Origin of the sequence: Cupriavidus necator N-1 (assembly GCF_000219215.1) — a bacterium.
GTDB lineage: Bacteria > Pseudomonadota > Gammaproteobacteria > Burkholderiales > Burkholderiaceae > Cupriavidus > Cupriavidus necator.
Map to the genome: position 1 here is coordinate 812599 of NC_015723.1, position 23566 is coordinate 836164.

General features: G+C 68.4%; 23 protein-coding genes and 1 pseudogene. 10 read left to right on the top strand and 14 right to left on the bottom strand.

From position 1 onward, the window contains the following. Positions 1–2: 2 nt before the first annotated feature. The 4 genes from CNE_RS21790 to CNE_RS21805 all read right to left on the bottom strand — a co-directional run bounded on the left by CNE_RS21790 (position 3) and on the right by CNE_RS21805 (position 4543). On the bottom strand, positions 3–740 hold the full coding sequence (locus CNE_RS21790; RefSeq protein ID WP_013952437.1) for an ABC transporter ATP-binding protein: 738 nt from the start codon (positions 738–740) through the stop codon (positions 3–5). Continuing rightward, positions 737–1543 (bottom strand): ABC transporter ATP-binding protein, encoded by an 807-nt coding sequence (locus CNE_RS21795; protein WP_013952438.1) that lies wholly within the window; start codon positions 1541–1543, stop codon positions 737–739. Before CNE_RS21795 ends, CNE_RS21790 begins: the two co-directional genes overlap by 4 nt. Positions 1544–1550: 7 nt before the next feature. Continuing rightward, a complete protein-coding gene (locus tag CNE_RS21800) occupies positions 1551–2768 on the bottom strand; it encodes an ABC transporter substrate-binding protein (RefSeq protein ID WP_041228816.1) in 1218 nt (405 codons plus the stop codon). A 170-nt stretch (positions 2769–2938) separates the two neighbouring features. After that, the gene (locus CNE_RS21805; RefSeq protein WP_013952440.1) at positions 2939–4543 is read right to left on the bottom strand and encodes an MFS transporter; all 1605 of its coding nucleotides are present in this window, start codon (positions 4541–4543) and stop codon (positions 2939–2941) included. A gap of 438 nt (positions 4544–4981) precedes the next feature. Between CNE_RS21805 and CNE_RS21810 the strand changes: the two genes are divergently transcribed. From CNE_RS21810 to CNE_RS21845, 8 genes and pseudogenes are all read left to right on the top strand, one after another. After that, positions 4982–5944 (top strand): amidohydrolase family protein, encoded by a 963-nt coding sequence (locus CNE_RS21810; protein ID WP_013952441.1) that lies wholly within the window; start codon positions 4982–4984, stop codon positions 5942–5944. A 21-nt stretch (positions 5945–5965) separates the two neighbouring features. Further along, on the top strand, positions 5966–6718 hold the full coding sequence (locus CNE_RS21815) for a maleate cis-trans isomerase family protein (protein WP_013952442.1): 753 nt from the start codon (positions 5966–5968) through the stop codon (positions 6716–6718). Positions 6719–6727: 9 nt separating this feature from the next. After that, on the top strand, positions 6728–7555 hold the full coding sequence (locus CNE_RS21820) for an alpha/beta fold hydrolase (RefSeq protein ID WP_013952443.1): 828 nt from the start codon (positions 6728–6730) through the stop codon (positions 7553–7555). A 16-nt stretch (positions 7556–7571) separates the two neighbouring features. Continuing rightward, positions 7572–8627 (top strand): M29 family metallopeptidase, encoded by a 1056-nt coding sequence (locus CNE_RS21825; protein ID WP_013952444.1) that lies wholly within the window; start codon positions 7572–7574, stop codon positions 8625–8627. Between the two features lie 2 nt (positions 8628–8629). Beyond that, positions 8630–9256: an N-carbamoylsarcosine amidohydrolase gene (locus tag CNE_RS21830; RefSeq protein ID WP_013952445.1), complete on the top strand. Its 627-nt coding sequence runs from the start codon at positions 8630–8632 to the stop codon at positions 9254–9256. A 33-nt stretch (positions 9257–9289) separates the two neighbouring features. Then, entirely contained in the window at positions 9290–11686 is a 2397-nt protein-coding gene (locus CNE_RS21835; protein ID WP_013952446.1) for a xanthine dehydrogenase family protein molybdopterin-binding subunit, read from the top strand. Between the two features lie 3 nt (positions 11687–11689). Beyond that, positions 11690–12516: pseudogene (locus tag CNE_RS21840) on the top strand (FAD binding domain-containing protein). 9 nt (positions 12517–12525) lie between these two features. Then, positions 12526–13695 carry a xanthine dehydrogenase family Fe-S subunit gene (locus tag CNE_RS21845; protein ID WP_013952448.1) on the top strand — a complete coding sequence of 390 codons (1170 nt, stop codon included), beginning with the start codon at positions 12526–12528 and terminating at the stop codon, positions 13693–13695. Positions 13696–13730: 35 nt separating this feature from the next. Here CNE_RS21845 and CNE_RS21850 read toward each other — a convergent pair whose 3' ends face one another. Next, positions 13731–14327 (bottom strand): helix-turn-helix domain-containing protein, encoded by a 597-nt coding sequence (locus CNE_RS21850; protein ID WP_013952449.1) that lies wholly within the window; start codon positions 14325–14327, stop codon positions 13731–13733. A 104-nt stretch (positions 14328–14431) separates the two neighbouring features. Between CNE_RS21850 and kbl the strand changes: the two genes are divergently transcribed. Together kbl and CNE_RS21860 are read left to right on the top strand one after the other, a co-directional pair. Continuing rightward, positions 14432–15631 carry a glycine C-acetyltransferase gene (gene kbl, locus CNE_RS21855; protein ID WP_013952450.1) on the top strand — a complete coding sequence of 400 codons (1200 nt, stop codon included), beginning with the start codon at positions 14432–14434 and terminating at the stop codon, positions 15629–15631. Beyond that, the gene (locus CNE_RS21860; protein ID WP_013952451.1) at positions 15631–16587 is read left to right on the top strand and encodes an L-threonine 3-dehydrogenase; all 957 of its coding nucleotides are present in this window, start codon (positions 15631–15633) and stop codon (positions 16585–16587) included. The genes kbl and CNE_RS21860 overlap by 1 nt, the downstream gene beginning before the upstream one ends. A 4-nt stretch (positions 16588–16591) precedes the next feature. On the opposite strand, the gene ccmI is transcribed toward CNE_RS21860, so the two are convergent. The 9 genes from ccmI to ccmA are packed head-to-tail and all read right to left on the bottom strand — an operon-like array spanning position 16592 to position 23563. After that, entirely contained in the window at positions 16592–17797 is a 1206-nt protein-coding gene (ccmI, locus tag CNE_RS21865; RefSeq protein WP_013952452.1) for a c-type cytochrome biogenesis protein CcmI, read from the bottom strand. Then, entirely contained in the window at positions 17794–18264 is a 471-nt protein-coding gene (locus CNE_RS21870) for a cytochrome c-type biogenesis protein (RefSeq protein WP_013952453.1), read from the bottom strand. Before CNE_RS21870 ends, ccmI begins: the two co-directional genes overlap by 4 nt. Continuing rightward, a complete protein-coding gene (locus CNE_RS21875) occupies positions 18257–18799 on the bottom strand; it encodes a DsbE family thiol:disulfide interchange protein (protein WP_013952454.1) in 543 nt (180 codons plus the stop codon). Before CNE_RS21875 ends, CNE_RS21870 begins: the two co-directional genes overlap by 8 nt. After that, positions 18796–20814: a heme lyase CcmF/NrfE family subunit gene (locus CNE_RS21880; RefSeq protein WP_013952455.1), complete on the bottom strand. Its 2019-nt coding sequence runs from the start codon at positions 20812–20814 to the stop codon at positions 18796–18798. The genes CNE_RS21875 and CNE_RS21880 overlap by 4 nt, the downstream gene beginning before the upstream one ends. After that, positions 20811–21284: a cytochrome c maturation protein CcmE gene (gene ccmE, locus CNE_RS21885; RefSeq protein WP_013952456.1), complete on the bottom strand. Its 474-nt coding sequence runs from the start codon at positions 21282–21284 to the stop codon at positions 20811–20813. The genes CNE_RS21880 and ccmE overlap by 4 nt, the downstream gene beginning before the upstream one ends. Next, positions 21281–21424, bottom strand: a complete 144-nt coding sequence (gene ccmD / locus CNE_RS38965; RefSeq protein ID WP_013952457.1) for a heme exporter protein CcmD — start codon at positions 21422–21424, stop codon at positions 21281–21283. The genes ccmE and ccmD overlap by 4 nt, the downstream gene beginning before the upstream one ends. Next, positions 21421–22212 (bottom strand): heme ABC transporter permease, encoded by a 792-nt coding sequence (locus tag CNE_RS21890; protein WP_013952458.1) that lies wholly within the window; start codon positions 22210–22212, stop codon positions 21421–21423. Before CNE_RS21890 ends, ccmD begins: the two co-directional genes overlap by 4 nt. Next, positions 22209–22886, bottom strand: coding sequence for a heme exporter protein CcmB (ccmB, locus tag CNE_RS21895; RefSeq protein WP_013952459.1), 678 nt, complete (start codon positions 22884–22886; stop codon positions 22209–22211). Before ccmB ends, CNE_RS21890 begins: the two co-directional genes overlap by 4 nt. Continuing rightward, complete coding sequence (gene ccmA / locus CNE_RS21900; RefSeq protein ID WP_013952460.1) at positions 22883–23563, bottom strand: cytochrome c biogenesis heme-transporting ATPase CcmA; 681 nt, start codon at positions 23561–23563, stop codon at positions 22883–22885. Before ccmA ends, ccmB begins: the two co-directional genes overlap by 4 nt. Between the last annotated feature and the right edge of the window lie 3 nt (positions 23564–23566).

The window sequence follows — 23566 nt, forward strand, 5'->3', positions numbered from 1 at the left end:
CCTTAAACGCCCAGCAAGGCGCTGAGCGTGGGCATCTTTCGTTCGAGCTCATCGGCGCCGAGCGCCTCGACGATGCGGCCGTGCTCCATCACGAAGAAGCGGTCCGCCAGTGGCGCGGCAAAGCGGAAGTTCTGCTCCACCATGACGATGGTGTAGCCGCGGCTGCGCAGCATGGCGATCATCTTCGCCAGCTTCTGCACGATCACGGGCGCCAGGCCTTCCGAGATCTCGTCGAGCAGCAGCACGCTGGCACCGGTGCGCAGGATGCGGGCTACCGCCAGCATCTGCTGCTCCCCGCCCGACATGCGCGTGCCCTGGCTCTTGCGCCGCTCATGCAGATTGGGGAACATCTCGTAGATCTCGCCCAGCGCCATCGGCTCGCGCAGTCCGACTGCGCCCGGGGTGCAGGCGAATTGCGGCGGCAGCAGCAGGTTCTCCTCGCAGGACAGGCTGGCGAAGATGGCGCGCTCTTCCGGGCAGTAGCTCAGCCCCAGCGGCGCGATGCGGTGCGTCTTCATGCCGATCGTTTCCTGGCCGTGCACGCACACCGAACCCTTGCGCATGCCGACCAGGCCCATGATGGCGCGCAGCGTGGTGGTGCGCCCGGCGCCGTTGCGGCCGAGCAGCGTCACCACCTCGCCCGGGTTGACGGTCAGGTCCACGCCGTGAAGGATGTGCGATTCACCGTACCAGGCGTGCAGGCCGCGCAGTTCGAGGGCAGGGGAGGCCGTCCTGGTCATGATGCCTCCGCGCTCAGGGCCGCCGCGGCTGCATGGCGGTCTTCGGGTTCGTCGGTGGTTCCCATATAGGCTTCCCTTACCTGCGGATTGCGTGAGATCTCGTCATAGGTGCCTTCTGCCAGCACCGCGCCGCGCTGCAGCACGGTGATGCGGTCCACGATGGACGACACCACGCTCATGTTGTGCTCCACCATCAGCACCGTCCGCCCTGCCGAAACGCGCTTGATCAGGGCGGTGACGGTCTCCACGTCTTCATGGCCCATGCCTTGCGTCGGTTCGTCCAGCAGCATCAGCTCCGGATCGGTCGCCAGCGTGGTGGCAAGCTCCAGCGCGCGCTTGCGCCCGTAGGCCAGCTCCGCCGTGCCCAGGTCCGCGAAGCCTGCCAGGCCGACCGCATCTAGCAGTTCCATGGCGCGGCCGTCCAGCCGCGACAGGGAGCGCTTGCCGCGCCAGAAATGCCAGGACGTCCCGAGCCGGCGCTGCAGCGCGATGCGCACGTTCTCCAGCACCGTCAGTTGCGGAAATACCGCCGAGATCTGGAACGACCGGATCACCCCCATGCGGGCGATCTGGGCCGGGCGCAGCGCGGTGATGTCCGTGCCGTTGAAATGGATCGAGCCGGACGAGGGGGCATGGAACTTCGTCAGCAGGTTGAAGCAGGTGGTCTTGCCGGCGCCGTTGGGCCCGATCAGCGCGTGGATCGAGCCCCGCCGCACGGACAGGCTGACATCGCTGACTGCGGTAAAGCCCTTGAACGCCTTGGTCAGTCCCTGCGTCTGCAGGATTACATCGGTGTCAGGCATGGCGCGCTCACTTCTTTACCAGGGGGCATTCGCTGGCCGACAGCGGTCGGAAGGCCTCGTCGCCGGGGATCGTGCCGATATACCTGACCAGGTCCCACGGGCCCTTGGACTCGGCCGGGGTCTTGGCCTGGGCCAGGTACATGTCATGCACCATGCGGCCGTCGACACGCACCTTGCCGTTGCGCACGAAGGCATCGTTGACGGGCAGCGCGCGCATCTTCTCCGCCACGGCCGGGCCTTCCACGGTCTTCGCTGCCTCCACCGCCTTCAGGTAATGCAGCACGCCGGAGTAGACGCCGATCTGGCCATGCGTGGGATAGGCCTTGTGGCGCTTGTAGTAGCGCTCGACGAAGTCCTTCGACTTGCCATCCAGGTCGAGCTTGAACGGGTCGACATAGGTCAGCCCCTGCGCGGCGTTCAGGCCCAGGCTCTTGAGATCGGTGATGAAGGTGGAGGGCGTGATCACGGTCTGGCCGGCCTTGATCAGGCCGAATTCGCCGGCTGCCTTGACGCCGTTGATCATGTCGTTGCCGGCGTTGGCCAGCACCACCACCTTGGCCTTGGAAGCAGAGGCGGCCACCACCGGGCTGCTGAAATCGCTGGCGTTGAGCGGATGCCGGGTAGCGCCCACGTTCTTGCCGCCGCCGGCGTCCACGGCCTTGCGGAAATCTGCTTCCAGCGACTGGCCGAAGGCGTAGTCCACGGTGATGTAGTACCAGCTGTTGCGGCCCTGTTCGATCATGCGGCGCACCAGCGGGTAAGACACCGAATACGTGTCCCAGGCCCAGTGAAAGCCGGTGGGCGAGCAGTTCTGGTTGGTCAGCGCCATGGCGCCACCGGTCGAGACGATGTCGATCTTCTGCTTCTGCCGCGCCACCTCCTGCACCGCCAGCGCGGTCGAAGAGTTGGGGAAGTCGATCACCATGTCGACGCCATCGGTATCGAACCAGCGGCGCGCCAACGACGACGCGATATCGGCCTTGTTCTGGTGATCGGCGGAAAGCACCGTCACCGGTTTGCCGAGGGCCTTGCCGCCGAACTCTTCCACGGCCATCTGCGCGGCAAGCACGGAGCCCTTGCCGGAGAGGTCGGCATAGGAGCCGGACATATCGGTGATGACGCCGATCTTCACGCCATTGGTGTCGGCCAGTGCGGGCGTGGCGGCGGCCAGGCCCAGCAGGGCGGAGGACGCAGCGAGGGTGCGGAGGATGCGAGAGGTGGTCATCAGGGGCTCCAGGTTGTCTACGCGAAAGATTCGAATGGTTGCGATGGCTGCGTCGGCAGACCGCGGCGCCATCGCTGCGCCGCAGTAGCGCGGATAAACTCAGTATGCTGAATAGTTGGCTGTGAAAAAGGGCGGAGAGATCCGCCCTTCAGCTTCACCCGTAGTGCCGCTCAGGTGGCCAGGTCGCGGCCGCGCGTCTCCGGCACGAACAGCATGCCGATGACGAAGGCCAGGCCGGCGATGATCACCGGGTACCACAGGCCGAAGTAGACGTCGCCGCTGGCCACGTTCATGGCCGTGACCACGAAGGACAGCATGCCGCCGACCCAGCCCGCGCCGAGGTGGAAGGGCAGGGACAGCGAGGTGTAGCGCACCCGGGCCGGGAACAGTTCCACCATGAAGGCCGCCATCGGCCCATACACCATGGCCAGGAACAGGATCGGGACCAGCAGCAGCACGAATACCATCGGCGTGTTGATCTTCGAGAGATCGGCGCGCTCCGGCCAGCCGGCCGCCACCAGCGCGCCCTTGATGGCGTCGCGGTCAAAGCCCTGCAGCGTGCGATCCGCAATGCGCACTTCCGCCTGCGCCGGATTGCTGGCCGGCACGAAGGTGTAGCCCACGCCCAGGTCGGTCAGGTAGCCGCGGATCTTGTCGCAGGCGGATACCGGCTCGCCGAACAGGCGCGCCTTGCAGTCGCCGGCCGTCACCTGCACGGCGCCTTGCTGCTGGAATTGCTCGAGTGCCGGATTGGCATAGTGCGTCAGGCCCTTGAACACCGGCTGGATGCACACCGCCGCCAGCAGGCAGGCGGCCATCATGATGTACTTGCGGCCGATGCGGTCGGACAGCCAGCCGAACAGCAGGTAGCAGGGCGTGGCCACCACCAGCGCGATCCCGATCAGCTTGTGGACCGTTTCGAGCGGCACGTGCAGCGTCTTGTTGAGGAAGAACATCGAGTAGAAGTGGCCGGTGCCGAAGATGGCGCCCAGGCCCGCCGCCACCACGAACAGCAGCAGCACGGACCTGAGGTTCTTCCAGTTGGTGAAACTCTCGCGGATCGGCGCCCTAGAGGTGGTGTTGGCGGCCTTCATCCGGGCAAAGACCGGCGATTCATGCAGCTTGCCGCGGATGTAGACCGAGATCACCAGCATCACCAGCGACACGATAAAGGGAATGCGCCAGCCCCACTCACGGAATTCGGCCTCGGTCAGGAAGGTCTTGAGCAGGTAGACGACCAGCAACGAGGACAGCAGGCCCAGCGTTGCCGTGGTCTGCAGCGAACTGGTGTACAGCCCGCGCTTGTGCACGGGGGAGTGCTCGGCCACGTAGGTGACCGCGCCGCCGACCTCGCCGCCCAGCGCCAGGCCTTGCAGCAGCCGCAGCAACACCAGCAGCACGGTGGCGGTGATGCCGATCTGCTCATACGTGGGCAGCACGCCAACGCCGACGGTGGCAACACCCATCAGCAGGATGGTGACCAGGAAGGTGTACTTGCGCCCGATCAGGTCGCCCAGGCGGCCGAACAGCAGCGCGCCCACCGGCCGTATCAGGAAGCCTGCGCCGAAGGTAGCCAGGCTGGCCAGGAAAGCGGCAGTCTCATTGCCCTTGGGGAAGAACAGTGCGCCGAAGTACACCGCCAGTGCGGCGTAGATGTAGAAGTCGTACCACTCCATCAGGGCGCCGAAGGAAGAGGCAAGGATGACCTTGCGCTCCTCGGCTGTCATGCGGGAGGCGGGGGCGCGTGTCTCGCTGCGAGTCAGGCTGATCGTCATGGCGGGGGTCCTTTGGTGTAGCTATTGTCTCTATATGTCTGCTCGTCCCGGCGGTGCCGGCGCCGCTGGCCAGGGCCTGTCGGTCCCTCGCGCAGTGCAGCGCCGCATCCTTCCGGTGCATCAGTCAGTATGCTGATGAGAAACGCAGTATGCTGAGCAAAATGTGGGCCAGTCCACAATGTGCCGGAATGCCCGAAATCGCCTATTTAAATGGTCTTTTAATATCGTCAGCATACTGAGCATCTGCGCTCAGTGTACTGAGGGTGTATGGCCATCGTTATAGGTGTTAACCCTCCGCGCCGCTTCTAGACTTTTGGAATTTCGCTGACTAGAATCCGAAACTAATCAGTGTACTGATCAATTGCATCGGCGCACGCCGCATGCCGTGCGGGACGCGCCCGCAGCGAAGCGATTTCACCAATCAGGAGCCCCACCAGCATGACCAAAGTGAAGAAGATCGCCCTCGAAGAGCATTTCATGACGCCGGGTTTCCAGGCCTATTCCAAGGCGTTCACGCAGCATATCGATCCAGCAGTTTTTGCCGAACTGGGCCGCCGCCTGGCCGATTTCGACGAGGACCGCCTCGCCGAGATGGACCGCGCCGGCATCGACATCACGGTGCTGTCGCAGACTGGTCCGGGCGTGCAGGGCGAGTCCGACTCCGGCCTTGCCGTGGCGCGGGCACGCGAGAGCAATGACTTCCTGGCCGCGCAGATCGCGCGCCACCCCACGCGCTTTGCCGGCTTTGCCGCGCTGCCCATGCACGACCCGGAGCAGGCCGCGCGCGAGCTGGAACGCGCCGTGCGCGAGCTTGGCTTCAAGGGCTCGCTGGTGAACGGCCATACCCACGGGCGCTACTACGACGACCCTGCATACGATGCTTTCTGGGAACGCATGCAGGCGCTGGACGTGCCCATGTACCTGCACCCGACCGATGCGCTGGTTCAGCCGCAGGTCCTGGCGGGCCACCCCGAGCTGACCGGCGCGGCGTGGGGCTGGGGCGTCGAGACCGCATCGCATGCGCTGCGGCTGCTGTTCGGCGGCGTGTTCGACCGCTTCCCGCGCCTGAAGATCATCCTCGGCCATATGGGCGAGGGCTTGCCGTACCAGCGCTGGCGCTTCGACAGCCGCTTTGCGGTCTATTCGCACGGGGTCCGGCTGGCGCGCGCGCCTTCGGAATATATCGGCACCAATATCGTCATCACCACCTCGGGGGTGTGCTCGCACGGTGCGCTGGCCGGTGCCATTGCCGAGCTCGGCGCGGAGGCCGTGATGTTCTCGGTCGACTATCCCTACGAATCCACCGAAGTCGCGGCGAAGTTCATCGAGGACGCGCCGCTCGACGACACCACGCGCGCGCTGGTCTGCCACGGCAACGCGCAACGCCTGCTCAAGCTGTAACCGTACAACCCGAGGACCCTCATGCAAAAAGTCTTTCGCATCGGCCAGATCGTTCCCAGCTCGAACACGACCATGGAAACCGAGATTCCCGCCATGCTGCTGGCGCGCCAGCAGCTCCGTCCGGAGCGCTTTACCTTCCACTCCAGCCGCATGCGCATGAAGAAGGTGGTCAAGGAAGAGCTGGCCGCCATGGATGCCGAATCCGACCGCTGCGCGGTGGAGCTCAGCGACGCCCGCGTCGACGTGCTCGGCTACGCCTGCCTGGTCGCCATCATGGCCATGGGCCACGGCTATCACCGCAAGTCGGAGCAGCGCCTGAAGGCCCACACCATCGAGAATGGCGGCGACGCGCCGGTCATCACCAGCGCCGGTGCGCTGGTGGATGCGCTGCGCGTGATCGGCGCGCGCCGCATCGCCGTGGTGGCGCCATACATGAAGCCGCTGACCGAGCTGGTGGTGGACTACATCCGCAACGAAGGCTATGAGGTGGTGGACTACCGTGCGCTGGAAATCCCGGACAACCTGGAGGTCGGCCGCCACGATCCGGCGCGGCTGCCCGGCATCGTGTCGCAGATGAACCTGGCGGATGTCGATGCCATCGTGCTGTCGGCCTGCGTGCAGATGCCGTCGCTGCCGGCCGTGGCAAAGGTGGAGGCGATGACGGGCAAGCCGGTCATCACCGCGGCCATCGCCACCACCTACGCCATGCTCAAGGCGCTGGACCTGGAGCCGGTCGTGCCGGGCGCCGGCGCGCTGCTGTCGGGCGCCTACTGAGGGCATGCCATGACCACCTTCCTTTATGGCGGCCATGTCCATGCCAACGGCATTCGCCAGCACTACCTGCGCTATGGCGGCAACGACGGTGCGCGTGCCGCGCGCGATCCCGTGATCATCGTGCCGGGCATCACCAGCCCGGCAATCACCTGGGGCTTCGTCGGCGAGCGCTTTGGCGCCAGCTTCGATACCTATGTGCTGGACGTGCGCGGGCGCGGCCTGTCGTCGGCTGAGGCCGGGCTGGACTACAGCCTCGACGCCCAGGCCCGCGACGTGGTGGCCTTTGCCGAGGCGCTCGGCCTGCGCCGCTACAGCGTGGTTGGCCATTCGATGGGCGCGCGCATCGGCGTGCGCGCCGCGGCGGGCCGGCCTGGCGGCCTGGCCAGACTGGTGCTGGTCGATCCGCCGGTGTCGGGGCCCGGGCGCCGCGCGTATCCCGCGCAACTGCCGTGGTATGTGGATTCCATCCGCCTGTCGCGCCAGGGCACCGACGTGGAAGGCATGCGCTGCTTCTGCCCGACCTGGACCGACGAGCAGTTGCGCCTGCGCGCCGAATGGCTGCATACCTGCAACGAAGACGCCGTGATGCGCAGCTTCGAGGATTTCCATCGCGACGACATCCATGCCGACATGCCCAGGATCACGGTGCCGGCGCTGCTGGTGACTGCCGGGCGCGGCGACGTGGTGCGCGCCGAGGACGTGGCGGAGATCCGCACGCTGCTGCCGGGGGTGCTGGTCAGCCACGTTGCTGGTGCCGGCCACATGATCCCGTGGGATGACGAAGCGGGCTTTTACGCGGCGCTGGGGGACTTCCTCGGCGCGCCGCTGACGCAATGACCAGCAAGGAGCGGACATGCCGGTAAGTGACCACCAGATGATCGAGGCCTGGCGCAAGGTGCTGAAGCTGTCCCGGCTGGAGCCGGGGCAGACCGTCACCATCCTGACCAGCGCCGCGACCCACCCGCAGACCCTTTCCACCGCGCTGATCGCCACGCAGGCGATGGGTGCCATCGTCAACCGGCTCGACCTGCCGCCCGTCAACGGCGAGAAGGCGCTGAGCCGCGACGCGCTGGCCTACCTGGGAACGACCCCGCTCACGGGCAACCGAGCCGCGATTGCCGCGCTCAGGGAAAGCGACCTGGTGCTGGACCTGATGACGCTGCTGTTCTCCCCCGAGCAGCACGACATCCTGAAGGGCGGCACCAAAATCCTGCTGGCCGTCGAGCCGCCCGAGGTGCTGGCGCGCCTGGTGCCTTGCGAGGCCGACCGCGAGCGCGTCAAGGCCGCCTCCGAGCGGCTGGCCCGCGCAAAGGAAATGCATGTGGTGTCGCCGGCCGGCACCGACCTGCGCTGCCCGCTGGGCGAGTTCCCGGCCATCAGCGAGTATGGCTTTGTCGACGAGCCCGGGCGCTGGGACCACTGGCCCAGCGGCTTCGCGCTGACCTGGCCCAACGAGGGCGCGGCCAACGGTACCATCGTGCTGGCGCGCGGCGACATCCTGCTGCCGCAGAAGACCTACGTCACCGAGCCGGTCATGCTGACGGTGGAGGGCGGCTTTGCCACGCGCATCGAAGGCGGCCTGCACGCCGAGTTGCTGAGCGAGTACATGGCCTCCTTCAACGACCCGCAGGCCTATGCCATCTCGCATATCGGCTGGGGGCTGCAGCCGCGCGCCCACTGGTCCACGCTGGGGCTGTACGATCGCGAGGCCACCATCGGCATGGACGCGCGCGCCTTCGAGGGCAACTTCCTGTTCTCGCTCGGCCCCAATAACGAAGCCGGCGGCAGCCGCACCACGGCTTGCCATATCGATATTCCCGTGCGCAACTGCACCGTCCGCCTGGACGGCGTGGATGTGGTGACCCGCGGCAAGGTCACGGACGGGTTCCGCTACCCGGAGGAGAAGTAGCCATGCACAAGGAGATCGGCGCGTACCAGCGCCAGGGCTTCGGCAACGACCTGGAACTGGCGGGCCCGTTCGGGCTGCTGGTGGTCGATTTCGTCAACGGCTTTGCCGATCCGGAGGTGTTCGGCGGCGGCAATATCCGCGAGGCCATCGCCAACACCGTGCCGCTGCTGGCCGTGGCACGGCGCGAAGGCTGGGCGATCGCGCACAGCCGCATCGTCTTTGCGGACGATGGGTCGGACCACAACATCTTCGCCATGAAGGTGCCGAACATGCTGTCGCTGAAGGAGCGCGAGCGCAACAGTGCCATCGTCGAAGAACTGGCACCACGGGCGGGCGAGCTGGTGGTGCGCAAGACCGTGCCGTCGGCATTCTTCGGTACGTCGCTGGCCGCGTGGCTGACGCAGCGCGGCGTGCGCACGCTGGTGGTGGCCGGCGCCGTGACCAGCGGCTGCGTGCGCGCCAGCGTGGTGGACGCCATGCAGTACGGCTTCCGGCCGCTGGTGCTGTCGGATTGCGTCGGCGACAGGGCGCTCGGCCCGCATGAGGCCAACCTGTTCGACATGGGGCAGAAGTATGCGACGGTGGCCTCGCGCGCAGAGGGGCTGGCTGCTATCGGGGTGCGCGAATGAGCGCTTGCATGAATCATCGGGACGGATAAGACAATGACATCGTCGATGGAACCGGATCATTCGGAAGAAGGACGCGGCCAGGGCGTGGGAGCCCGGGTGGCGCGAAAGGAAGACGCCAGGCACCTGCATGGCAAGGGGCGCTTTGTCGCGGACATTGCCATGCCGGACCTGCAGGAGGTGGCCTTCCTGCGCAGCCCCGTGGCGCATGCCAGGCTGTTGTCCGTGAGCAAGCCCGCGCGCCACGCGCAAGCGGTGATCGTGCGCGAGGACATGGCGGCGGCGCGCGACATCGTCGCGGATTCGGCGTTCCCGTCCTACCAGCCGTCGGCGCAGGCGCCGCTGGCCAGCGGCAAGGTGCGCTTTGTCGGCGAGCCCGTTGCCATGGCCTTTGCCCCGACGCGCGCCGAAGCCGAGGACATCGCCGAGCAGGTGGTGGCCGAGTTCGACGAGCTGCCCGCGCTGACCGACGTCGCGCAGGCCCGCCAGCTCGCCGGCGAGGTGCGCGTGCACGAACACTGGCGCGACAACACCTTCCTGACGCTGAATATCGACAAGAACTTCGAGGCGCGCCAGCGCGAGGCCTCCGTCGTCGTCCACCGCAAGGTCAACCTGGCGCGCCAGTGCATGGTGCCGATGGAAGGCAAGGCGGTGCTGGCCTACTGGGACCACCAGTTCGACCAGCTGGTGGTGTACAGCGCCACTCAGGTGCCGCATATGATCCGGACCATCCTGAGCCATTGCCTGGACCTGGACCAGGCGCGCGTGCGCGTGATCTCGCCGGACGTGGGCGGCGCCTTCGGCTACAAGTGCGTGCTGCAGCAGGAAGAGCTCTGTATCGCCTGGCTGGCGCTGACCTACAAGCGGCCGTTCCGTTTTGTCGAGGACCGGCGCGAGCACCTGACCGCCGGGGCCAACTCGCGTGAGCATCACTACGAGCTTACCGCCTATGCCGACCAACGCGGCCGGCTGCTGGCGCTGGACGCGAAGATCGCCATCGATGGCGGTGCCTATTCGGTCTGGCCATTCACCGTCGGGCTGGAGCCGGGACAGGCGATCGGCAACCTGCCCGGCCCTTATGCCTTTGACGGGTACCGCTGCGAAACTACTTGCGTGGCCACCAACAAGCCAGGTTTCGTGCCGTATCGCGGCGTGGCCCGGACCGGCGTCTGCTTCGCCATGGAACTGATGATGGACGCGATCGCGCGCGAGGTGGGGCGCGAGCCGTGGGAAGTGCGCTGCGAAAACCTGGTGCCGCCGCAGGCCATGCCTTACGTCAACGTGACCAACAAGCACTTCGACGGCGGCGACTACCCGGCCAGCGTGCGCCAGGCGATGGAGATGATCGACCTGCCCGCGATCCGCGCGCGGCAGCAGGCGGGTCCGCAGGGCAGCCGCTATGTCGGCGTGGGCTTTGGCACCTACACCGAGCAGTCGGCCCACGGCACATCCGTGTTCGCGGCCTGGGGCACGCCGGTGATCCCCGGCTTCGACTCGGCCACGGTGCGCATCACGCCGGATGGCGGGCTCGAAGTGCGGGTCGGCGTGCATTCGCACGGGCAGGGCATGGAGACCACGTTCGCGCAGATTGCCCACGAGATCCTGGGCATCGACATCGGACGGATCAAGCTGGTGCACGGCGATACCGGGCTCACGCCGTTCTCGACCGGCACCTATGCCTCGCGCTCGCTGGTGATGTCGGGCGGCGCGGTGTCGCGGGCATGCAAGGCGCTGCTGCCGCGGCTGCAGAAGATTGGCGCGCATATGCTGGGGCAGCCGGTGGAGGCGGTAACGCTCGAAGCCGGCGCGGTTCGTGCAGGCGATGCCACCGTCATCGATATCGGCCGCATTGCCGACGCCTGGTACATCAATCCCCACCTGTTGCCGCACGACGTGGATGCGCAAGGGCTGGAGGTCACTATGGGCTTCAAGCCCGCGGTCGATACCGGCAGCTTCACCTACGCCACGCATGCGGTCGCGGTGGAAGTCGACATCGATTCTGGCCATGTCGAGATCCTGGACTATGTGGTGGTGGAAGACTGCGGCACCATGATCAATCCGATGGTGGTCGAGGGCCAGACCTACGGTGGTGTGGCGCAGGGTATCGGCACAGCGATGTTCGAAGAGATGCGCTATGACGGCAACGGGCAGCCGCTGGCCTCCACGCTGGCGGACTACATGCTGCCCGGGCCGACCGAGATTCCATCGATCCGCATCCATCATTTCGAGACGCCGTCGCCGCACACGGAATTCGGCGCCAAGGGGATGGGCGAGGGCGGCGCCATCGCACCGCCGGCGGCGATCTTCAACGCGGTGAACGACGCCTTGCGCGACTTCGGTGTCGAACTGCAGGAAACGCCGCTGACCCCGAGAAAGATCCTTGAAGCGCTGGATGCGGCAGTGGCCGGCGCACAAAGCAAGAAGGCAGCCTGACCCATGAAAGCCGTCGCTTTTTCCTATCATGCGCCCGGCTCGCTGCCGGAGGCGCTGGCCCGCCTTGGCGCGGGCATAGATGTGGCCAAGACCATGGGCGGAGGCCAGTCGCTCGGCCCGATGCTGAACCTGCGGCTGACCCGTCCCGACACGGTGGTCGATGTGTCGGGGCTGGCCGAACTGCGGCAAGTCGCGTCCACCCCCGATGACATCCGCATCGGCGCCTGCGTGACCCATGCGCAGATCGAGGACGGCGTGTTCGCGCCGCTGCAGGGCACCATGCTGCAGGACGTGGCGGGCGGCATTGCCTACCGCGCGATCCGCAACCGCGGCACCGTGGGCGGCAGCCTGGCCCATGCGGACCCGGCCGCGGACTGGGTGGTGGTGATGACCGCGCTGGGTGCGCGCATCGAGATTGCATCCGGCATCGGCACGCGCGATGTGCCCATGGAAGCCTTCATGATCGGCGCCTACACCACGGTGCTGGCCGACGGCGAGCTGATCGCCGCCGTGCGCGTGCCGCATGCCACCGCGCACAGCCGCTGGGGCTACCAGAAGCTGTGCCGCAAGACCGGCGAGTTCGCCGAAGCCAGCTGCGCCGCGTACTTCGATGCCAGCCGCCGCTTTGCACGCATCGTGCTCGGCGCGCTGGACGGGCCACCGGTGGTGCTGCCCGGACTCAGCGCGCGGTCGCCGCGCAAGGCGCCGCGGCGCTCACGGCCAGTGCCGTGGACGAAGCGGTGGCGCAGGCCGCGCCGGGCAAGGACGCCATCGACCGCAAGCTTTACCGTACCGTCGTGATGCGCTGCGTCACGCAAATGCTGAACTGAGGAGCGCCCGTGCAGACCATCGAATTCAATGTCAACGGCCGCCGGGTTTCTGGCGCGTGCGCGGACCGGACGCACCTGGGCGACTTCCTGCGCGACACGCACAGCCTGACCGGCACCCACCTCGGCTGCGAACACGGCGTGTGCGGCGCCTGCACCGTGCTGCTCGACGACAAGCCGGTGCGGTCGTGCATCACCTTCGCGGCTGCCTGCCAGGGCGCTGACATTGTCACCGTCGAAGGCTACCAGGACGATGCCGTGATGGCCGACCTGCGCGCGGCGTTCAACCAGCATCATGCCCTGCAATGCGGCTTCTGCACGCCGGGTATGCTGGCGACCGCACGCGACATCGTGCTGCGCCTGCCCGATGCGGACGACGCCACCATCCGTCACGAGTTGTCGGGAAACCTGTGCCGCTGCACCGGCTATATGGGAATCGTCGCCGCCATCCGCTCGGTACTGGACGCACGCCGCGACGCAGCCGGCGTGATTGCGCGGCACGTCGCGGGCGCGGCGCCGGCCGAAGCGCCGTTCACCGGTTTTGCCGTTGCCGACGAAGCGCTCGGCACGCTGCCGCACCTGGCCGCCGGCACCGGCGCCGAGGCGGAACGGTCAGCCGACCGCAAGGGCTGGTCGCGCATCGAAGGCAGCTTCACCGTCCCCTACGCGCTCGACTCGGTTTGGGCCTTCATGGCCGACCTGCCAGCCGTCGCGGGCTGCCTGCCGGGCGCGGTGCTCACTGAAATTGCGGGGGAGAAGGTCAAGGGTCATATCGCCATCAAGTTCGGCCCGATGTCCGCCAGGTTCGACGGCGCCGCGCGCCTGCAGCGCGACGACGCGCTCAAGCGTGGCGTGCTGAAGGGCGCAGGCCAGGATTCGCTCAGCAACTCCAAGGCCGCCGGCGACATCGCCTACCAGCTGAAGGCGCTCTCCGCGCACGAGACCGAAGTCGCGGTCGACCTGCAGTATTCGCTGCAAGGGCCGCTGGCGCAGTTCTCGCGGTCGGGGCTGGTGCGGGATTTCGTGCGGCGCATGATTGCCGATTTCGGCAAGTCGGTGGCGCGCCGGATGGACCCGACGCTGAGCGATGCCGAACGCAACCAGGCGGTACGCCTCAATCCGGTGGCGATGTTCTTCGGCGTGCTGTGGGAGCGGGTCAAACGATGGTTCGGCGCCCGCTGAACCCGCCCGCCGGGCTGTCGCAACCCTTGCCCGCGTCAGCCCGGATGCACTACAACCAGTAGTGCGGTGGCAGTGGTCTTGCCGCCATTGGAGATCGCATGTGCGACATCGGCCGCATAGCGCGCGGTCTCGCCGTGCCTCAGCTTCTTCTCATCGACGCCCGCGCGCACCGTCATCGATCCGCTCAGCACCGACAGGTGTTCCTGGGTGCCGGCTTCGTGCGGCTCGGAGGCCAGCACGCCGCCGGCCTGGATGGTCAGCTCATACCACTCGAAGCGGCCGGCCAGGTCGATCGGGCCCAGGATGCGCAGGTCGCAGCGGGTATCGGGGCTTTTCAGCGATGGCGTGGCATGTGGCTGGATCACGGTGATGCCGCCGCCCGGCCGCTCTGCCGCGCCGCCGGCCAGGAAATCCGTCAGGCTGACGCCAAGCGCATTGGCCAGGCGCCACAGCACCGCCACGGTGGGGTTGGCCAGGTTGCGTTCGATCTGCGACAGCATCGACTTGGATACGCCGGCACGGCGCGACAGTTCATCGAGCGACAGGCGCTGCTGCTGGCGCAGCGCCTGCAGCGCCATGCCGACGGCGGGCGGCCCGTCGGCCTGCGGCATTTGGGCAAGGGCTTGCGTCATGGGGGAATGTTCGTTATATTGCGCAAAACGTTCGATATAGAGAACGCGTTCGATTTATCGATCGAATCCTAGCATATCCCTCGCACACCAACGGGAGCCAAGCCATGTCGAATGCCGAGGCATTCTATGCATCCATCCGTACCGAACTCGAAAGCATCCGCGCGGCGGGGCTGTTCAAGAATGAGCGCGTGATCGCCACGCCGCAGGGTGCGCGGGTGCGCACCACCGACGGCCGCGAGGTCATCAACCTGTGCGCCAATAACTACCTTGGCTTGTCGTCGCACCCGCAGGTGATCGAGGCCGCGCACGAGGCGCTGCGCACGCATGGCTTCGGGCTGAGCTCGGTGCGCTTTATCTGCGGCACGCAGGACCTGCATAAGACGCTGGAGGCGCGGCTGTCGGCCTTCCTCGGCACTGAGGACACCATCCTCTATGGCTCGGCCTTCGATGCCAATGGCGGTTTGTTCGAAACGCTGCTGGGCGCGGAAGACGCGGTCATCAGCGATGCGCTCAACCATGCCTCGATCATCGACGGCATCCGCCTGTCCAAGGCACGCCGCTACCGCTACCAGCACAACGACATGGACGACCTGCGCGTGCAGCTGGAGCAGGCGCGGGCCGACGGTGCGCGCTACACGCTGGTGTTTTCCGACGGCGTGTTCTCGATGGACGGCACCGTGGCGCGGCTGGACCAGATGCGCACGATCTGCGATGAGTACGACGCGCTGCTGGGCATCGACGAATGCCATGCCACCGGTTTCATGGGCCAGCGCGGGCGCGGCACGCATGAGGCGCGCGGCGTGTTCGGCAAGATCGACATCATCACCGGCACGCTGGGCAAGGCGCTGGGCGGCGCCTCGGGCGGCTTCACCAGCGCGCGCAAGGAAGTGGTGGCGCTGCTGCGCCAGCGCTCGCGGCCCTATCTGTTCTCCAACACGGTGGCGCCGGCCATCGTGGGCGCGTCGATCGCGGTGCTCGATATCCTGGAAGCCAGTACCGAGCTGCGTGACCGGCTGGAGGGCAATACCAGGTTCTTCCGCGCGGGACTGGACCAGCTGGGATTCGACGTCAAGGCGGGCGACCACCCCATCATCCCGATCATGGTCTACGACGCCGACAAGGCGCAGCAACTCGCGCAGCGCCTGCTGGAGCTGGGCGTGTACGTGGTCGGCTTCTTCTACCCGGTGGTGCCCAAGGGGCAGGCGCGCATCCGCGTGCAGATGAGCGCGCTGCATGACGAAGCCGCGCTGCAAGAGGCGCTGGAAGCCTTTGGCCAGGCTGGCCGCGAACTGGGGCTGATCTGATGGAAGATGGCAAACCGAAGATCCTGATCGTCGGCGCCAACGGCCAGATCGGGTCTGAACTGGCACTGGCGCTGGCCGAGCGCTACGGGCGCACCAACGTGATCACCTCCGACGTGGTGCCCACCGGCCGGCACGTGCACCTGACGCACGAGATGCTCAACGCGACCGACCGGGGCGAGCTGGCCACCGTGGTCGAGCGCCATGGCATCACACAGGTCTACCTGCTGGCCGCCGCGCTATCCGCCACCGGCGAAAAGGCGCCGCAGTGGGCCTGGAACCTCAATATGACCAGCCTGCTCAACGTGCTGGAGCTGGCACGGCAGACCGGGCTGGAGCGGGTGTTCTGGCCAAGCTCGATTGCAGCCTTTGGCCCGACCACGCCTGCCGGACAGACACCGCAGAAGACCGTGATGGAGCCCACCACCGTCTACGGCATCTCCAAGCAGGCGGGCGAGGGCTGGTGCCGCTGGTATCACGCCAACCACGGCGTGGATGTACGCAGCGTGCGCTATCCGGGCCTGATCTCTCACAAGACCCCGCCCGGCGGCGGCACCACCGACTATGCGGTCGACATCTTCCATGCGGCGGTGAAGGGCGAGCCCTACACCTGCTTCCTGAAGGAAGACGAGGCCCTGCCGATGATGTACATGCCCGATGCCATCCGCGCCACCATCGAACTGATGGAAGCGCCAGCGGACAAGCTCGGCGAGCGCGGCAGCTACAACATTGCCGGGATGAGCTTCACGCCCGCGCAGATTGCAGCGGCCATCCGCGAGCAGGTGCCGGGCTTCCAGATCCGCTATGAACCCGACTATCGCCAGGCGATTGCGCAGGGCTGGCCGGATTCGATCGACGATTCGGTCGCGCGCGCGGACTGGGGCTGGAAGGCCGAGTACGGCTTGAAGGAGATGGTGGCGGACATGCTGGCCAACCTGAAGGTGACGCTGCCCGCCTGAGCCACTATGGCGCGATCGTGCCGTCGATAGCGATGCGGATGCCCTCGGTGCCGACTGCCACCGGTCCGGTGCGCCCCACCAGGTCCCCGGCCTTCGGCAAGGCGCTGCCGCTGGCCGAGATCCGCGCTTCAAGCATGACCTGTTGCTGTCCGGACAGCCGGTGATCGGGCCGCATCGCCATCGCATCCTCCAGCGTGAACGACAGCGGCAAATCGCGCGCCTGCCGGCGCAGTACTGCCAGCGGCATGCGTGAGCCGTCAGCGGGCAACGCGTAGACAAAGAGCGTGTCGCCCGGTTGCGGCGTACGCCCGGCCTTTTCGCTGAGCGTGACCATGCCGGTGATCTTCGGGGTTTGCGCCGCGGCAGCCGTGCCGCGCGCGGCCGCAAGGTTGGCGGCGATGCGCGCCGCTGTCTGCGAATCCGCGGGCAGCAGCCGGTACAGGTGCTCCCAATATCCGATCGCCGCCTGTTTATCGCCGCGTTCGGCCGCGGCGCTGGCCGCAAGCGCCAGCGCTTTGGGGTCGTCCGGGTCCAGCGCCAGGGCCTGGCGCACTTGCGCCATGGGCGGGCCTTCCAGCGAGCCGCCGTTCAGGCTGGCCAGCACATCGGCGTAGTCGGAGCGCAGCGCGGCCACGTCCGGCGCCAATTCAACAGCCCGCGCGTAGGCCGCGGCGGCGTCGGCATGGCGTTCCATCACGCTGTATGAGCGCGCCAACATGGCCCAGCCCTGCGCGTCGCCGGGCGACTCGCGCAGGCGCTGCGCGAGCTGGTTCACCATGCCCTCGACCTGCGCGCCGCTCAGCTGGTGCTGGTTGCCGGTGCTTTCGGGCAGGTCGTCGGCGCGCCAGAGCGCGACCGGGTTGCCAAGGTGCAGGTAGAGCAGGATGGCGGCGCTGGGCAGTACTGCGAGCAGCAGCGCGGCGAGCAGCGGCGAGGTGCCGGCCCGTCCCGTGCCGGTGGCGGCGCCGGCGGCGTCATCGAGCAGCCGGCGGCCGAGTTCGTCGCGGGCTTCGGCGTGGCGCGCCGCGGTGAGGGTGCCGCCGCGCAGGTCGGTGTCCAGCTCGCGCAACTGGTCGTGGTACAGGTCAACCAGCAAGTTGCGTTCCGGCGTGCCCGGGTCTGGCACCGCCCGGCGGCGCAGCAGCGGCCACAGCAGGCAGGCCGTGGTGGCGGCGATCAGGGCGGCGGCGAGCAGCCAGAAGGTGGTCATGGCTGGCGGTGCTCCACGGATGTTGTGGCCGATTCGTCCAGCAAGTCCGCAAGCTGGCGCTGCGCGCTGGCGTCCAGCGTCGCATCCGCCTGGCGATTGCGCGAGCGCGCACGCACGATCGCGGCCGCCACGCCGGCCACCAGCAACAGCGGACCGAACCACAGCAGCCACGTCAGCGGCCGCAGCGGCGGCTTGTACAGCACGAAGTCGCCATAGCGCTGCACTAGGTAGTCCTTCACCGCCTCGTCGCTGGCGCCGCCGCGCAACTGCGCGCGGATCTGGCGTCGCAGGTCGACGGCAAGGTCGGCGTTGGAGTCGGCCAGGGTCTGGTTCTGGCAGACCAGGCAGCGCAACTCGTTGGACAGCGCGTGCACGCGGGCATCGAGTTCCGCTTCCGTCAGCGCCGTCGCCTGCAGCGAAACGCAGCAAAGCCACACGGCAAGCATCGTGCGGATCCGGCTACGCATGGCTGCCTCCCTGCCGTTCCAGCTGCTCGATCAGCGGGATCAGCTTGCGCTCCAGCACCTCGCGCGTGACCGGGCCCACCTGGCGGTAGCGCACCACGCCGTGCTGGTCGATGACAAAGGTCTCGGGCACGCCGTAGACGCCGTAGTCGATGCCGACGCGGCCGTCGGCATCGACCAGCGAAGCCGCATAGGGGTTGCCCAGCCGCTGCAGCCAGTCGCGCGCGGCGCCGGTCTCGTCCTTGTAGTTGAGGCCATACAGCGGCACCGGCGAGCGCGCGGCAAAATCCACCAGCAGCGGATGCTCGGTGCGGCAGGCCGCGCACCACGACGCCCACACATTCAGCAGCCAGACCTTGCCGCGCATGTCGGCGCTGGCCAGCGTGCGGCCTTCGGGTTCGAGCAGCGGCAGGCGGAACGCCGGCGCGGCCTTGCCGACCAGCGGCGAGGGCAGTTCGCGCGGGTCGTGGCGCAGCCCGGCGGCCAGCGCGACCGCAAGGGCGAGGAAGGCGGCCAGCGGCAGCAGGAAGCGCGTCATGCGGGCGTCTCCTCATGGGCGGAGGCCAATGCCGGCACTGCGGGCACATCCGGCGCGGCTGGCGCGGTGGCAGGATTGGCGGCACGGCGGCGAAGCCGGTAACGCTTGTCGCAGACGGCCAGCAGCCCGCCCAGCGCCATCAGCACGCAGCCGGCCCAGATCCAGTCGACAAAGGGCTTGACGTGGATGCGCACGGCCCAGGCGCTGCCATCGACGTTCTCGCCCAGCGCCACGTAGAGGTCGCGCGCCACGCCGCTGTCGATCGCGGCCTCGGTGGTGGGCATGTCCTGGCTGCGGTAGATGCGGCGCTCGGGGTGGAGCAGTGCTACTCGCTTGCCATCGCGCGCGGCCACCAGCGTGCCGCGCAGCGCGTCGTAGTTGGGCCCGCCGCCCTGGGTCACGCCGGCAAAGCGGAAGTCATAGCCGCCCACGCTGACGCTCTCGCCGGCGCGCATCGGCAGTTCGCGCAGGCTTTCCTGGCCGGATACCAGCGTCACGCCGGCGATGAAGACGCCCACGCCGGCGTGGGCGAGCAGCATGCCCCAGTAGCTGGGTGTGAACTGGCGCAGCGCGGCCAGGCGGCGCCCCTGTTGTTGGCGCAGCCGCGCCGCCAGGCTGGTCACGGCGCTCAGCACGCACCAGGCCGCCAGCAGCAACCCCAGCCCGCTCAGCGCCGAGGCATTGCGCAGCACCAGCAGCAGCCCCAGCCCGATGGCCGCGCTGGCCACGGCGCCCCAGCGCAGGCGGCGCGCCATGTCGGGCAGGCTGCCGTGGCGCCAGCGCGCCAGCGGCGCGGCGCCCATCAACGCACCGGCGGGGGCCATCAAGGGCACGAAGACCTGCTCGAAGTAGGCCGGGCCGACCGAGATCTTGCCCAGCCCCAGCACATCGACCAGCAGCGGGTAGAGCGTGCCCAGCAGCACCGTGGCGGCGGCCACCGCCAGCAGCACGTTGTTGGCCAGCAGCATCGACTCGCGCGAGACCGCCGCGAACGCCACGCGCCGCGCCAGTCGCGGCGCGCGCCACGCATACAGTGCCAGGGCCAGCCCGGTAACCAGCCCCAGCAGCGCCAGGATGAAGATGCCGCGCTTCGGGTCCACGGCGAAGGCGTGGACGGAGGTCAGCACGCCGGAACGGACCAGGAAGGTGCCCAGCAGGCTCAGCGAGAAGGTGAAGATGGCGAGCAGCACGGTCCAGGCGCGCAAGGCGCCGCGCTTCTCGGTGACCGCCAGCGAATGCATCAGCGCGGTGCCGGCCAGCCACGGCATGAACGAGGCGTTCTCGACCGGGTCCCAGAACCACCAGCCGCCCCAGCCCAGCTCGTAGTAGGCCCAGGCGCTGCCCAGCATGATTCCCAGCGTCAGGAAGGCCCACGCCACCGTGGTCCACGGCCGCGACCAGCGTGCCCAGGCCGCATCGACGCGCCCGGCCAGCAGCGCCGCCACGGCAAAGGCAAAGGTCACCGAGAAGCCCACGTAGCCCATGTAGAGCAGGGGCGGGTGGAACACCATGCCCGGGTCCTGCAGTAACGGGTTGAGGTCGCGGCCTTCCATTGCGGGCGGCAGCAGCCGCACGAAGGGGTTGGAGGCGAACAGCAGGAACGCCAGGAAGCCGGCGCTGATCGCGCCCATCACGGCCAGCACGCGGGCCACAGCGGCCAGCGGCAGCTGCCGGCTGCACGCGGACACCGCCAGCGACCACAGGCCCAGCATCAGCGTCCACAGCAGCATCGAGCCCTCGTGCCCGCCCCAGACCGCGGCGATGCGGTACGCCAGCGGCAGCGCACTGTTGGCGTTGGCGGCGACATAGCGCACGCTGAAGTCGTTGCTGACGAAGGACCAGGTCAGTGCGGCGAAGGACAGCGCCACCAGCAGGCACTGCACGCGCGCGGCGGGGCGCGCCAGCGCCATCCACGCCAGCTGGCCGCGCGCGGCCCCGGCCAGCGGCACCACGGCCTGCACCAGCGCGACCAGCAGCGCCACGATCAGCGCGAAATGGCCGAGTTCCGCGATCACTGGCGTACTCCCTGTGCCGGCGCGGCTTCGGCCATGCGGCGGTTCACCTGCGCGGCCTGCTTGAGCGCGTCGGCGGCTTCAGGCGGCATGTAGTTTTCATCGTGCTTGGCCAGCACCTCGCTGGCGATGAAGGTGCCGTCCGCCTGCAGCTGGCCGCGCGCGACCACGCCCTTGCCTTCGCGGAACAGGTCGGGCAGCAGGCCGCGGTAGCGCACCGGCACCTGGCGCGCCGTGTCGGTGACGACGAAGCGCACCGTCATGCCGTCGCCCTCGCGCCGGATCGAGCCGGGCGCCACCAGCCCGCCCAGCCGGAAGCTGCGTGCCACCGGCGCCTCCTGCGCGGCGACCTGGCTGGGACTGAAGAAGAACACCAGGTTGGAGCGGAAGGCATTGAGCACCAGCGCCGCCGCGATGCCGCAGCAGGCCAGCGCCGCGGCCAGCAGCCCGAAGCGGCGCTGGCGCGGCGTCATTGGCCGGCTTCCTGGCGCGTGGCACGGCAGCGGCGGGCCAGCAGCACCAGCTCCAGCGCCAGCAGCAGCGCGCTCACGCCGAAGGCGCCGGCGATGAAGATGCCGTGATGCCCGTAGGGCAGCAGCGAGGACAGCGTCATGAGGTCTCTCCGGGAACCATGGCAGGGCCGTGCGGCACCTCGCCGCGCTCGCGCAGGATGCAGCGCACGCGCACCAGCGCCACCGCCACCGTGTACATCCAGCACGCCATCGTCATCAGCAGCATGCCAGCCAGCATGGTGGCCGCCATCGACGGCGCCGCGGTCAGGCTGACCGATGCGCCCTGGTGCAGCGTGTTCCACCACTGCACCGAGAAATAGATCACCGGGATATTGACCACCCCCACCAGCGCCAGCACCGCGCAGGCGCGCTCGGCCCGGCGCGGCTCGTCGATGGCCGCTTCCAGCGCGATAAAGCCGAGGTACAGGAACAGCAGGATCAGCTCGGAGGTGAGCCGCGCATCCCAGACCCACCAGGTGCCCCAGGTGGGCTGCCCCCACAGCGCACCGGTCCACAGCGCCAGCGCGGTGAAGAGCGCGCCGGTGGGCGCCAGCGCCGAGGCCATCATCGACGACAGCCGCGTGCGCAGCACCAGTGCCAGCGCGCAGTAGCCGGCCATGACCAGGTAGATGAACATCGACATCCACGCCGCCGGCACGTGGATGAAAATGATGCGGTAGACCTCGCCCTGCTGCGCATCGGTGGGGGCCACGCCAAAGCCGAGCCACAGTCCCGCCAGCGCGAACAGCGCCGCCGCGGCAAAGAACCATGAGGCCATGCGCCCGGCCAGCGGATAGAAGCGCACCGGCGCGGCATAGGCCAGCCAGCCGCCGCGGACCGGGGGCCGCGGCGCGGCAGCGGGGTGGACGGATGGCAGCGGCTGGCTCATGCCGGCGTCTCCATGGCAATGCGCAGCCCGGCGGCGGTGGCCAGCGGGCACAGGAACAGCGACAGCGCCAGGCAGGCGCCCAGCAGCGAGAACTGCGGCATCACGTCAAGCCCGGCATCGGCAGCGGCCGCGGCGCTGGCGCCGAACACCAGCACCGGCACGCACAGCGGGAGCACCAGGATGCACAGCAGCACCGCGCCGCCGCGCACGCCCAGCGTCAGCGCCGCGCCGACCGCGCCGATCAGGCTCAGCGCCGGCGTGCCCACCAGCAGCGACGCCGCCAGCAGCAGCGATGCGCCCAGGGGCAGCCCATACTGCTGTGCCAGCAGCGGTGTCAGCAACAGCAGCGGCAGGCCGCTGGTGAGCCAGTGCGCGGCGATCTTGGCCAGCACCAGCAGCGCCAGCGGATGCGGCGACAGCAGCAGCTGGTCCAGGCTGCCGTCGGCATGCTCCTGCGCGAACAGCCGCGACAGCGACAGCATCGACGCCAGCAGTGCCGTCACCCACAGGATGCCGGGAGCCAGCGCGCGCAGCTGCTGCGGCTCGGGGCCGATTGCCAGCGGGAACAGGCTGGCGGCGATGACAAAGAACACCACGCCGCCGAGCAGGCTGCCGCGCCGCCGCCAGGACAGCGAGACATCGTGCGCGACGATGGCGGCGAGCATGCGCATCATGCCGGCGCCCCCAGTTGCAGCACCGCGCCGCCCGCGGGCAGCAGCTGGTGCGTGGCGATCACGGCCATGCCGCCGGCGGCGAGGTGCGTGCCGAGCTGCGCATCGAAGCGCGCGCAGGCATCGGCATCCAGCGCGGTCACTGGTTCATCCAGCAGCCACAAGGCGCGCTGCGCCAGCGACAGGCGCGCCAGTGCGACGCGCCGCCGCTGCCCTTGCGAGAGCGTGCGCACCGGCGCGTTTGCGAGCCGCTCCAGCCCTTGCGCGGCGAGGGCGCGCGCGACGCCATCGGCACTGTCGTCCGATCCGGCGAGGCGCGCGGCAAAGCGCAGGTTTTCCGCCGGGCTCAGGTCAGGGTCGATGCCATTGGTGTGGCCGACATACGCCAGCGCCAGCTGATAGTCAGGGTCGGCGGCGCGCACCGGGCGGCCGCGCCAGTGCAGCGTGCCGGCATCGGCCATGGCCAGCCCGCACAGCACGCGCAGCAGACTGGTCTTGCCGCTGCCGTTGGGGCCGAGTACCTGCAGCAGGCCGCCGGGGGCGAGGTCGAGGTCGATGCCGCGCAACACCGGGCGTCCGGCGCGCGAGATGGCCAGCCCGCTCGCGCTCAGCACGGGGGCGGCGCAACGTGGGGATTCAGGCGGAAGCTCGGATGGCGGCGCGGGCGAGCGGACTGGCACGCG